Annotated in this window: 10 protein-coding genes; 3 read left to right on the forward strand and 7 right to left on the reverse strand. The window is 62.0% G+C overall.

All coding sequences use genetic code 11. The features are described from left to right. Window positions 1-4 precede the first annotated feature (4 nt). The gene (locus ACP15R_RS21780) at window positions 5-466 is read left to right on the forward strand and encodes a group III truncated hemoglobin (RefSeq protein WP_424988182.1); all 462 of its coding nucleotides are present in this window, start codon (window positions 5-7) and stop codon (window positions 464-466) included. A gap of 106 nt (window positions 467-572) precedes the next feature. Here ACP15R_RS21780 and ACP15R_RS21785 read toward each other — a convergent pair whose 3' ends face one another. The 7 genes from ACP15R_RS21785 to ACP15R_RS21815 all read right to left on the reverse strand — a co-directional run bounded on the left by ACP15R_RS21785 (window position 573) and on the right by ACP15R_RS21815 (window position 8757). Continuing rightward, window positions 573-2453, reverse strand: coding sequence for a PhoX family protein (locus ACP15R_RS21785; protein WP_424988183.1), 1881 nt, complete (start codon window positions 2451-2453; stop codon window positions 573-575). Between the two features lie 262 nt (window positions 2454-2715). Further along, window positions 2716-3405 carry a phosphate regulon transcriptional regulator PhoB gene (phoB, locus tag ACP15R_RS21790; protein WP_424988184.1) on the reverse strand — a complete coding sequence of 230 codons (690 nt, stop codon included), beginning with the start codon at window positions 3403-3405 and terminating at the stop codon, window positions 2716-2718. Between the two features lie 13 nt (window positions 3406-3418). After that, entirely contained in the window at window positions 3419-4123 is a 705-nt protein-coding gene (gene phoU / locus ACP15R_RS21795; protein WP_424988185.1) for a phosphate signaling complex protein PhoU, read from the reverse strand. Between the two features lie 13 nt (window positions 4124-4136). Beyond that, window positions 4137-4934 (reverse strand): phosphate ABC transporter ATP-binding protein PstB, encoded by a 798-nt coding sequence (pstB, locus tag ACP15R_RS21800; RefSeq protein WP_424988186.1) that lies wholly within the window; start codon window positions 4932-4934, stop codon window positions 4137-4139. A 23-nt stretch (window positions 4935-4957) separates the two neighbouring features. Then, the gene (pstA, locus tag ACP15R_RS21805) at window positions 4958-6259 is read right to left on the reverse strand and encodes a phosphate ABC transporter permease PstA (protein WP_424988187.1); all 1302 of its coding nucleotides are present in this window, start codon (window positions 6257-6259) and stop codon (window positions 4958-4960) included. A gap of 10 nt (window positions 6260-6269) precedes the next feature. Continuing rightward, window positions 6270-7646, reverse strand: a complete 1377-nt coding sequence (gene pstC / locus ACP15R_RS21810) for a phosphate ABC transporter permease subunit PstC (RefSeq protein ID WP_424988188.1) — start codon at window positions 7644-7646, stop codon at window positions 6270-6272. A 73-nt stretch (window positions 7647-7719) separates the two neighbouring features. Beyond that, window positions 7720-8757, reverse strand: coding sequence for a PstS family phosphate ABC transporter substrate-binding protein (locus tag ACP15R_RS21815; protein ID WP_424988189.1), 1038 nt, complete (start codon window positions 8755-8757; stop codon window positions 7720-7722). Between the two features lie 337 nt (window positions 8758-9094). On the opposite strand from ACP15R_RS21815, the gene ACP15R_RS21820 reads away from it, so the two are divergent. Together ACP15R_RS21820 and ACP15R_RS21825 are read left to right on the forward strand one after the other, a co-directional pair. Further along, window positions 9095-10153, forward strand: a complete 1059-nt coding sequence (locus ACP15R_RS21820) for a tyrosine-type recombinase/integrase (protein WP_424988190.1) — start codon at window positions 9095-9097, stop codon at window positions 10151-10153. Window positions 10154-10260: 107 nt separating this feature from the next. Continuing rightward, a complete protein-coding gene (locus ACP15R_RS21825) occupies window positions 10261-11787 on the forward strand; it encodes a PAS-domain containing protein (protein ID WP_424988191.1) in 1527 nt (508 codons plus the stop codon). The last annotated feature ends 28 nt before the right edge of the window (window positions 11788-11815 follow it).

The raw sequence follows: 11815 nt of genomic DNA on the forward strand, positions 1-11815 counted from the left end.
GACCATGCAGAGTCAGAATTCAAACGCCACCGCGCTCAATTCCCTGCGCCCGGAAGCGACCCGGAGCCTGATGGACAAGACCGGCCTGGACAACGCCCAACTGGCTGTTCTGGTTGAAGAATTCTATACCAAAGTGCGAACCGATCCGCTGCTTGGCCCGATCTTTGCCAGCCGTGTCAGCGACTGGCCCGCGCATATGGAACGGTTGACGGCCTTCTGGTCTTCGGTCGCCTTGATGACCGGGCAATATCATGGCGCGCCGGTCCCGGCACATGCCGGTTTGCCGGTGACTTGGGCGCATTTCGAACGCTGGCTGACGCTGTTTCGCGAGACCGCGCGGCGGGTCTGTTCACCGGCGGGGGCGGCCCATGTGATCGAGCGGGCGGAACGGATTGCGCGCTCGTTGCACATCGCGGTTCAGGACGCGGCAGGCACCGCTCCGGATACAATCCCCAATCTGCGCTAGGCAGGGGAACCGCCGCAAATGGCGGCGATTGCCCAAAAAACAGGCCGCCGGATTACTCCAGCGGCCCCGGCGGATGCGAATCCGCCCTGTTCCCTTGGTCAGGCGATTACCCGACCAGCGCGTTGTCGTCCCGTTTGATCGCCACAATGGTCGAACGCGGCAGGCCATCGCCCGGAAAACCCGCGTCGGGATGCTGGATCCCGACAAACATCGTGCGCTTGTCGGCGGACCAGCAGACACCGGTGACTTCGGACCCGTAGGGGCCGGTCATGAAGCGCTGGATCTCGCCGGTTGCCGGGTCGCCCGCCAGCATCTGGTTGTTGCCCATGCCCTCGAAGTCGCCCTCGTTGCTGAAGTCGCCATCGGTCTGGATCCAGATCAGGCCGGTGGAATCGATCGCCATGCCATCGGGCGAGTTGAACATGTTGCCCGCCGTGACATTGCGCGACCCGGAGTAGACATCGTCGTGCTTTTCCGGATTGCCCGCCATGACATAGAGGTCCCAGGTAAAGGCCGGATCGGTGTGATCCTCGTTCGCCGGGTACCAGCGCACGATCTGGCCATAGCGGTTTTCGGCGCGCGGGTTCGGGCCACCCACCGGCGTTTCATCGCCACCGGCATTGGTCTTGATGCCCCGGTTCTTGTTGTTGGTCAGCGCGCAATAGGCCACGATCTCGTTCGGGCTGACGGCAACCCATTCGGGGCGGTCCATCGTCGTTGCGCCAACCTTGGACGCGGCGATGCGGGCAAAGACCAGGATTTCATCCAGCGCCATGCCGGTCGTTTCCGGGGTCAGGGGCAGCCACTGGCCCGAACCGTTTTCAAGGAACTTGGCAACATAGAGCGTGCCCTCGTCCAGCAGGGTCGAGGTGTCGCCGCCGGGAACGTAAACCGCGTCGGACACGAACTTGTACAGGAACTCGCCGCGCTCGTCATCGCCCATATAGACCACGACCCGACCATCGGGCGCGATCGCGCAAGCGGCGTTCTCGTGCTTGAAGCGTCCAAGGGCGGTGCGCTTGTTGGGAACCGAATCCGGGTTGGTGGGGTCGATCTCGACCACCCAGCCCTGGGTATTCGGCTCGTTCGGGTCCTTGGAGATGTCAAAACGCGCGTCGAAATTCTCGTAACCATAGCGCCCCGTGAGACCAACGCCATAGCGCGCCTGTTCGGGCGTGCGTTCATGCGCCTGGTCGGTCGAGCCGAAATAGCCGTTGAAATTCTCTTCGCAGGTCAGATAGGTGCCCCACGGTGTCTTGCCCGCGCCACAGTTGTTCATGGTGCCGCGTGCCGTCATGCCGTCAGGATCGGAGAGTGTCTTGACCAGGTCGGACCCCGCAACCGGGCCGGACAGGTTGATCACCGTGTCCTGGGTGATGCGGCGGTTATAGGGGCTGTCAACCACCACGGCCCAGCCATCCTCACCCTCGGCAACCTCGATCACCGCAACGCCTTGCAGGTTGCGCAGCAGCTGCGCGTCTTCTGCCGAGCCTGCCTTGCCATCCACATGGGTCTTGGGCAGGTTCACCTTGTTGTTGGTGTATTCGTGGTTCACCGCGATGATCTGGCGATTGCCCACAAGGAACAGCTCCATGCCATCGGTGTTTTCGCCGAACACGCGATCCGCAGAGGCCGCCGTCACGCCATTCTCCGGGTCAAACGCCTCGGCGTCCGAGAACAGCGCGTCACCCCAGCTGACCATCGCCTGCCAGTTATACCCGTCGGGGACATGCACGGTGCCATCGGTCGAGATCGGGATCGGCTTGAAGGCAAAGCGCGCCGCGTCCTGGGCCTGCGCCGAGGTGCCGTTCAGCAAGCCGGTGCCAAGTGCTGCGGCACCCGACCCAAAAGCGACGAGACCCGAGAGGAAACCACGGCGCGACAGGCTTGCCTCGACCACCCGGTCGAACTCGGTGATCTCGGGGCGCGGATCGTTGGCTTCGTCCCAGTCGTCCCAGCTCATTGCGCTCGTGTCAGAATCTTTCATTTTCTCTGGCTCCAGATTTGTTGCTTGGGGCTAAGTAGTCAGCGATTGAAACCGATATGTGACAGCCCGGCACCGAGATGGAAATCTCTGCGATTTCAGCACTATATCACAACACACCGCGCATCATGCCGCGGCCACGTCCAGGCCGCCGCCGTATCGGCACGGCGATTGTGACAGGCCCCGGCCCGCCACGTTGCCCGGCCGCAACCGGACAGGGAAAAACACATTCCAGGAGACGGGGGCGGATCACCCCCGAACCGCCCTAGCCCAGGGCATATCCCGCGCCGCGTACCGTGCGCACCGGATCATCGCCGCCATGCTGCATCAATGCCTTGCGCAAGCGGCCCACATGCACGTCCACGGTGCGGGTATCGACATAGATGTCGCGCCCCCAGACCCGGTCCAGAAGCTGTTCCCGGCTCCAGACCCGCGCGGGCTTTTCCATGAAATTGCGCAACAGGCGGAACTCGGTCGGGCCAAGCTTGATCGGCTTGCCGCTGCGGCTGACCTTGTGGGTTTCACCGTCCAGCAAGATGTCGTCGAACTCCAGCTGAACCCCCACGGCGGACGGGCGCGAGCGGCGCAATTGTGCCCGCACGCGCGCCATCAGTTCGACCACCGAATAGGGTTTGATCACATAGTCATCCGCCCCGGTTTCCAGCCCCCGCACCTTGTCGACCTCTTCGGACCGGGCCGACAGCATAATGATCGGGATCGCCCGCGTGGCCTGCCGGGTCTTGAGTCTCCGGCAGACCTCGATGCCGCTGAGATTGGGCATCATCCAGTCGAGCACGATCACGTCCGGCGTGTCTTCGTCGACCACCAACAGAGCCTCTTCGCCGTTTTCGGCCTGGCAGACACGAAACCCCTCGGCGGCAAGGTTGTAACTCAGAACTTCCCGCTGTGCCGGTTCATCTTCGACAACGAGAACGGTGGGCTTGTCGGCAGACATGATCGTTGAGACCTTATGCAGTCAGCGAGGTGGTATCGGCCTTGGGCCGTTCTTCGTCGGGGCGTTCGCCGGTGACCAGATAGATGACCTGCTCGGCAATCGAGGTGACATGGTCGCCCATGCGCTCGATATTCTTGGCGATGAAATGCAGGTGCATGCAGGGCGTGATGTTGCGCGTATCTTCGAGCATGAAGGTCAGGAACTCGCGGAACAGCGCATTGTACATCTGGTCGATCTCGCGGTCGCGCTCGATCACGTGCTGGGCGAGATCCACGTCACGCTGAACATAAGCGTCCAGCGCGTCTTCCAGCATCTCTTCCACCTCGCGGGCCATGCGGCGCAAGGCGCCGGCGCTGTCACTGACCGGCGGGATCTGCGCGAGAACGGTGGTGCGCTTGCCGATATTCTTGGCATAGTCACCGATCCGTTCGAGATTGTTGCTGATCTTGGTTACCGACAGGATCAGGCGCAGGTCCTTGGCGGTGGGCGCGCGGGTCGCGATGACGCGCGCGGATTCCTCGTTGATCAGGTCTTCGAGCGCATCGATCGCCTTGTCGTTCTTGCGTACCTGCTCGGCGAGCTCCTCGTCGCGGTTCTCCAGCGAACGCGCCGCCGCGTTGATGGCGGCCTCGACCAGCCCGCCCATCTTCATGATCTGCGCCTGGACGGTTTCCAGATCACGGTCAAAAGCCGAAGCAATGTGAGTTTGTTCAGACATCGATTGGTATCCTTTAGCCGATACGGCCGGTGATGTAGCTTTCGGTACGTGGGTCTTCGGGATTGGTAAAGATCGTGCCGGTCTCGCCGAATTCCACCAGTTCACCCAGGTGGAAAAAAGCGGTGTTCTGGCTGACGCGGGCGGCCTGCTGCATCGAGTGGGTCACGATGACAACGGTAAAGTTCTGGCGCAGCTCGTCGATCAGCTCTTCCACCTGGGCGGTGGCAATCGGGTCGAGCGCCGAACAGGGCTCGTCCATCAACAGCACTTCTGGCTCGGTGGCCACGGCCCGGGCGATGCACAGGCGTTGCTGCTGGCCGCCGGACAGGCCGGTGCCCGGCGCGTCGAGCCGGTCCTTGACCTCGTTCCAGATGGCCCCGCGCCGCAGCGCGCGTTCGACGATGTCGTCCAGCTCGGATTTCGACCGGGCCAGCCCGTGGATCCGCGGGCCATAGGCGACATTGTCATAGATCGACTTGGGGAACGGGTTGGGTTTTTGAAACACCATCCCGACACGGGCGCGCAACTGCACCGGATCGACGCTCTTGGCATAGATGTTTTCGCCGTCCAGCTGAATGCTGCCATCGACGCGGCAGATGTCGATGGTGTCGTTCATCCGGTTCAAACAGCGCAGGAATGTCGATTTGCCACAACCGGACGGGCCGATAAAGGCGGTCACGTTGTTGTTGGCGATATCGACGTTCACGTCCTTGATGGCGTGGGTGTCGCCGTAATGGACGTTCACGCCGCGCGCGCTGACCTTGGCTTCCGCCGACTTGGCGCCGCGCTCAATTGTTCTCATGTCGTTCATATCGAGTTCCTTTTTCGGAGCGCTTACCATTTGCGTTCAAATTTCTGCCGCAGGTAGATCGCGACCATGTTCATCATGACGAGGAATCCCAGCAGGACGAGGATAGCAGCCGAGGTGCGCGAAACGAAGCCGCGTTCCGGGCTGTCGGCCCAGATGAAGATCTGCGTCGGCAGGGCGGTGGCGCTTTCGAACGGGCTGCTGGCGGCCGAGGTGATAAAGGCGTTCATGCCGATGAGCAGCAACGGAGCGGTTTCCCCAAGCGCCTGCGCCAGCCCGATGATCGTACCGGTCAGAATGCCGGGCATGGCCAGCGGCAGAACATGCTGGAACACCACCTGCTGTTTTGAGGCACCAAGGCCAAGCGCCGCCTCGCGGATCGACGGTGGCACCGCCTTGAGCGCGGCGCGGGTGGCGATGATGATCGTCGGCATGGTCATCAGGGCCAGAGTCAGACCGCCGACAAACGGGGCCGACCGGGGCAGGCCGAACCAGCCGATGAACACCGCCAGCGCCAACAGGCCGAACACCACCGACGGCACCGCCGCCAGGTTGTTGATGTTGACCTCGATGAAATCGCTCAGCTTGTTCTTGGGGGCGAATTCCTCAAGATAGATCGCCGAACCGATCCCCAGCGGGAAAGAGATCAGGAAACAGGTCAGCAGCGCCCAGAACGAACCGACCAGCGCGCCCTTGAGCCCCGCCAGTTCCGGAAAGCGCGAATCCGCATTGGTGAAAAGAGCCCAGTTGAACGGTTTGGAGATCGCGCCCTCGTCCTTGAGCGTATCGAACCACTGGATCTCGTTATTCTTGACGCGGCGGTTCTCTTCCGGGGTGTCGCGCGCGATCAGACCCTTGTTCAACTGGTCGAACGGGTCGGAAACCGGCACGGTCATGGTGATCGTTTTCCCGATCAGCGCCGGGTCCGCCACCACGAGGTCACGCAGTTCGAACTGCGCTCCGTTCGAAAGGATTTTCTCGACCGCCCGCGCGGTTGCCCGGTCGTTCATGTCGACACCGGGCAGCATCTTGCCCAGCGACGCGGCCAACGCATCGTCAAACCCGCCACGCGGCAGGCGTTCCTCGGGGATTTCCTCGGGGTCCACATAGACATCAAGCGTGACATGGGTCTGGGTAAAGGCCTGCCAGCCGGTGCTGACCAGCGAACCGACAAGGATGAACAACATCAGGAAGGCGATGGAAATCGCCCCGAGGCCAATCCATTGCAGGCGTTTCTGCTTGCGGTGGCGCGCCTTGAGCGAGGCCGCGACCAGTTCCGTCGATGAGGGCCGGCCAGAGGCACCGGGCGCGTTTGTGATATCGGTCATGTCCAGGGCCTCAATCGTAGGCTTCGCGGTATTTGCGCACGATGCGCAGCGCGAAAATGTTGATGATCAGGGTGACAAGGAACAGCATCATGCCAAGGGCAAAGGCCGCCAGTGTCTTGGGGTTGTCAAACGACGTGTCGCCAATCAGCAGGGTCACGATCTGAACCGTCACCGTGGTCACGCTGTCCAGCGGGTTGATCGTCATCTTGGCGATCAGGCCGGCGGCCATCACCACGATCATCGTTTCACCGATGGCGCGGCTGACAGCGAGCAGGACGCCCCCGACGATACCCGGAAGCGCCGCCGGAAACAGCACCGTCGTCATCATCTCGCCACGTGTGGACCCGAGGCCAAGCGCCCCGTCCCGCAGCGCCCGCGGAACCGCCGAAAGCGCGTCATCGGCAAAGGACGAGATGAACGGGATCAGCATGATGCCCATGACGCCACCGGCGGCAAGCGCGGTGTTCGGCGCCACGTCAAGTCCGATGGACTGGCCAAAGTTCCGAATGGCCGGCGCAACGACAAGAATGGCGAAAAATCCGTAGACGACCGTGGGCACCCCGGCGAGGATTTCAAGGAACGGCTTGACCACCGACCGGAATTTCCTGGGGGCAAATTCGTTGAGGTAGATGGCCGAGAACAGCCCGATCGGCACGGCAACCGCCAGGGCGACAACCGTGATCACGATGGTCCCGACAAAAACCGGCAGCCACCCAAAGGCACCATCGGCGGCGATCTGATCTTCGCGCAGCGGAATCTGCGGCTCCCAGTTGGTGCCAAAGAGGAAATCGGTCAGCGGCACCGCATCGAGAAAGCGGATGGTTTCATAGGTCAGCGAAACAATGATGCCAATCGTGGTAAAGATCGCCACGGTCGAGCAAAAGATCATCAGGCCGGAAACGATCTTTTCAACCCCCTGGCGTGCGCGGAAATCGGCGGCCACGCGCGAGCGGGCAAAACCCAGCAGCGCCAGCGACAATAGCGCGACCGCGATCACCAGCACCCAGCCGGCATTGCTCTGCAACTGGCCATAGCGCTCGGCGGCGGCAATTTTCCAATCCGCCGGGGTGCCGAAAACCTGCCCGTTGGCGATCGACTTGATCTCGGCAAGAACAAGCTGGGTGCCGCCCGAGTCCAGCCCGTCCAGCGACCCCCCCGGAAGCCCTCGCATCACCATGCCGTCGATCACGGGGCCTTGCAGCACCAGCCAGAGCAGGATGAAGGTCAGCACCGGCACCAGGATCAGCAGCGCCGAAAACAATCCGTGATAATTCGTCAGTGAATGCAGCCTGTCGCCACCGTCACGGATCGCCCGGGACGCGATGCGGTTGACCAGGTAGCCGGCGATCACCGCAACGATGAGCAGGATGAATGGAAGAGCTGTCATAGGCCTGTTCTTTCCAAAAAGGACCCGGGGCGCGTGGGTGCGCCCCGGGTTTCTGTTCTGACACGCGTGCGCGTTATTCCGGCGCGGTCATCGCGTTGCCGTTCAGAACGGCATCCTGAAGCTCCATGCGGCGATCATCGGCCAGCGCAACCAGGCCCCGCTCGGACAGGTAACCGCCGGCTTCCAGCGCGTCATCCGACATGTATTCTTCGATGAACTCGTTCAGGTTCGGGATAACGCCGCGATGTGCGTTCTTGACGTAGAAGAACAGCGGGCGCGAAACCGGATAGGATTTGTCGGCGATGGTGTCGGTGCTCGGCTCGACGCCTTCGATCATCACGCCTTTCAGCTTGTCCAGGTTCTCGTACAGGAAGGAATAGCCAAAGATGCCCATGGCGTTGGGGTCTGCTTCCAGGCGCTGAACGATCAGGTTGTCGTTTTCACCGGCTTCGACAAAGGGTCCGTCGGTGCGCATGCGCGAGCAGTTTTCCTTGACCCATTTTCCGTCAAAGCCGCCGTCGTGCACATAGGCCAGCTCTTCGCAACCGGCATGCATGGCAAGCTCGACAAAGGCGTCGCGGGTGCCCGAGGTCGGCGGCGGGCCATAGGCCAGGATTTCCACGGCGGGCAGATCGGGGTTGATCTGGTCCCAGGTCTTGTACGGGTTGTCGGCCCACGCGCCGTCAACCGGAACCTGCGCGGCCAGTGCCAGGTAGATTTCGCTCAGGCTGAGATCCCATTCGAGGTCGTTGGACCGCGAGATGGCCAGCGACAGGCCGTCAAAGCCGATCATGGCTTCGGAGATCTCGGTCACGCCGTTTTCCTGGCACAGCTTGTATTCCGAGGCTTTCATCGCCCGCGATGCGCCGGTGATGTCGGCGTGCTGCTCGCCGATACCGCCGCAGAAGATTTTCATGCCGCCGCCGGTGCCGGTGGATTCGACGATCGGAGAAGGCGCGCCGGTGTTATTGGCGAACTGCTCAGCAACGGCCTGCGTGTAGGGGAACACGGTGGACGAACCAACGATGCGGATTTCGTCACGGGCGGCTGCGGCTGTGGCGGACACGGCGAGCAGTGCCAGCGCCGACACAGAGAATTTGGTGAAAGACATGGTATCTCCTGATTGTCATTCCAGATCGGTTGGATCGATCTCTGCCGCGTGGCTAGAGAGATTCTGTGATGCTTATGCAAAAGTTATGTGACGGTTTTGTAACAGCCCCCCGAGAACGCGGATCGCCTTGTTTTCATGGCTCAGAATAGCGCAACGTCAGGTTGAATCGCATCCGAATCGATCCCGGAAACCCACTTTGAGCGTGTTTTCGCCCGAATGTAACAGCGCCGGGGCAACCGGATGGATCGGTGCCTGGTCTGCGGTGCGTCGATTGCCCTGATGGCCGACTTGGCGCTAGGATCGGTCACAACAACAATCGAGCACGGGCAGGGTTACAATGTCGGCAAAGGCGCAACACCCGAAATCCATCGACGATGCAGCACATGACAACATAGCGGTGCCCGCGCATGTGGCGGGCTCGGGCAGGCTGGACCGGCTCGTGGAAACCGCGCGCTCTTATGCGGAAAAATCCGCATCGGAAAACACGCTCAGGGCCTATGCCAGGGATTGGGCGCATTTTTCGCGATGGTGCCGATTGAAGGGGACCGAGCCGCTGCCGCCCTCGCCCGAGATGATCGGCCTCTACCTCGCCGATCTTGCCGCCCCGTCGGACGGGTCGCCCGCGCTCACGGTATCGACCATCGACCGGCGGCTGTCGGGACTGAGCTGGAACTATGCCCAGCGCGGCATGACGCTTGACCGCCGCAACCGCCACGTCGCCGCAGTTCTCGCCGGTATCAAGCGTGAACATGCCCGCCCGCCCGTGCAAAAGGCGGCGATCCTGCCACAGGACATCATCGCCATGGTTGCCACCCTGCCCTATGATTTGCGCGGTCTGCGCGATCGCGCGATCCTGTTGCTCGGCTACGCGGGTGGGTTGCGACGCTCGGAAATCGTATCTCTGGATGTCGGCAAGGACGATACGCCCGACAGCAAGGGATGGATCGACCTGTTCGAGGATGGCGCGCTGCTGATGCTCAACGCCAAGACCGGCTGGCGCGAGGTTGAAATCGGGCGCGGGTCCAGCGACCGGACCTGCCCGGTGCATGCGCTCGAACAATGGCTGCACTTTGCCCGGATCGAATTCGGACCGATCTTTGTGCGCACCACGCGCGATGGCAAACGCGCCCTTCCCGCCCGGCTCAATGACCGGCATATCGCCCGGCTGGTCAAGAAAACGGTGCTCGATGCCGGGTTGCGCCCCGACCTGCCCGAAGCCGAGCGTCTGGCGCTGTTCTCGGGCCATTCGCTGCGCGCGGGGCTTGCGTCAAGCGCCGAGGTCGATGAACGCCATGTGCAGAAACATCTCGGCCATGCCTCGGCCGAAATGACCCGCCGCTACCAACGCCGCCGCGACCGGTTTCGCATCAACCTGACACGGGCGGCGGGCCTGTGACTGTGTCGGGCGACTTTAACACCGCGTTAACCAATGGGCGGGCAAACTGAAGCAATTCCCTTGGCAAGGGTCTAAAATGTTCTGCGGGGGTGCCGATCATCGAACTCATGATACTCGCCATAACATGCCTCGTGGTCGCTTATGTGTCGTCGCGCTTTCTGGCAACACGTCCGCGAACCCGCACGGTCGGCCCCGGTGCGGTTGACGATATCGTATGGATTTTCGACGGCGCCGATCTGGTCGATGCAACCACCCGCGCGCGGCAGGCGATCGAACTGCCCGATGGCCCCTGTTTCTGGAAAGACCTCCACCAGGGGCTGAGCGCGCTCTATCCGACATTCCCGAAAACCCAGGACATCGTTAAAGCCAGCGGCCAGTTGGTGGCGCAGACGCCCGACCCCAAGAACCCGAGCGAAATTCATTGTGAATGGATCGACGGAATCACCCGGGTTTCGATGCGCCGCCGCCGCGAGGACAGCCCGCAATCCGCCGACCTGTACCACGCGTTTGCCGATGCCGCGCAAGAGCTGGAAACCCTGCGCTTTGCCGTCAACAGCGCGCATTACCCCGTCTGGTGTGTCGACGATACCGGCGATGTCATCTGGTTCAACACCGCTTTTGATACGCTCTGCCAGACGGTTCTGGGCAAACCCGCAAGAAAGGATTCGGCCCTATTCGGACCCGCGGGAGAGGTGCCGATTCCGACCAAGCGAACGCGCCGCAGCCTGACGGTGAGCGGTTCGGACAAGAAACTGTGGTTCGATGTGTCGATTGTTCAATGCGACGCCGGGACCCTGATCTATGCCATCGACGTGAACGCGATTGTCGACGCTGAACTCGCGCAGCGCAATTTCGTTCAGACGCTGGCCAAAACCTTTGCCCAGCTTTCCATCGGGTTGGCGATCTTTGACCGCAACCGTCAACTGGTGCTGTTCAACCCCGCCCTGGTTGACCTGACCGCGCTGCCCGCCGATTTTCTGAGCGGCCGGCCCACGATCCTGTCATTCTTTGACCGCCTGCGCGACAGCCGCATGATGCCCGAGCCCAAGAATTACAACAGCTGGCGTGAACAGATGGCCGAGCTTGTCGAGGCCGCCACCGATGGCCGCTATCAGGAAACCTGGTCGCTGCCCTCCGGGTCGGTCTATTCGGTCAGCGGCCGGCCGCATCCCGACGGCGCGGTCGCCTTCCTGATCGAGGACATCACCGCCGAAATCACCCTGACGCGCCGCTTCCGCTCGGACCTGGAGATGTGGCAGGCGGTGTTTGACCAGATCGACGATGCCATCGCGGTCTTTTCCATGACCGGCGATCTGGTGTTTTCCAACACTGCCTATCACGACTTGTGGGGCGTGGATCCCGAGAGCTCCTTTGCCCAGACATCGATCCTGGATTCCAGCCGCATCTGGCAGGGGCAATGCATGGCCAGCCCGGTCTGGGGCGACATTCGCGACTTTGTCACGATCCAGGAAAACCGCGCCGAATGGTGGGCCCGGATCGACCGTAAATCCGGTGACCCGATGATTTGCAACGTCAGCCCGATCCAGCGCGGGGCGACCATGATCCGCTTCAGCTATTCGATGGATGAACCGCGCAAGGCGACGCAAAAATGCCCTGAACTGACGCCGGGCTGACAAAGCTGCTTGCGACCGGATTCGCGCC

The organism is Microbulbifer sp. S227A (genome assembly GCF_049800935.1).

Bases quoted from the DNA above. Each gene is read 5' to 3' on its own strand.
- pstC (WP_424988188.1), bottom strand. From the start codon at position 7,646: ATGACAGCTCTTCCATTCATCCTGCTCATCGTTGCGGTGATCGCCGGC.
- ACP15R_RS21825 (WP_424988191.1), top strand. From the start codon at position 10,261: ATGATACTCGCCATAACATGCCTCGTGGTCGCTTATGTGTCGTCGCGC.
- ACP15R_RS21780 (WP_424988182.1), top strand. From the start codon at position 5: ATGCAGAGTCAGAATTCAAACGCCACCGCGCTCAATTCCCTGCGCCCG.
- pstB (WP_424988186.1), bottom strand. From the start codon at position 4,934: ATGAACGACATGAGAACAATTGAGCGCGGCGCCAAGTCGGCGGAAGCC.
- ACP15R_RS21785 (WP_424988183.1), bottom strand. From the start codon at position 2,453: ATGAAAGATTCTGACACGAGCGCAATGAGCTGGGACGACTGGGACGAA.
- phoB (WP_424988184.1), bottom strand. From the start codon at position 3,405: ATGTCTGCCGACAAGCCCACCGTTCTCGTTGTCGAAGATGAACCGGCA.
- pstA (WP_424988187.1), bottom strand. From the start codon at position 6,259: ATGACCGATATCACAAACGCGCCCGGTGCCTCTGGCCGGCCCTCATCG.
- ACP15R_RS21820 (WP_424988190.1), top strand. From the start codon at position 9,095: ATGTCGGCAAAGGCGCAACACCCGAAATCCATCGACGATGCAGCACAT.
- phoU (WP_424988185.1), bottom strand. From the start codon at position 4,123: ATGTCTGAACAAACTCACATTGCTTCGGCTTTTGACCGTGATCTGGAA.
- ACP15R_RS21815 (WP_424988189.1), bottom strand. From the start codon at position 8,757: ATGTCTTTCACCAAATTCTCTGTGTCGGCGCTGGCACTGCTCGCCGTG.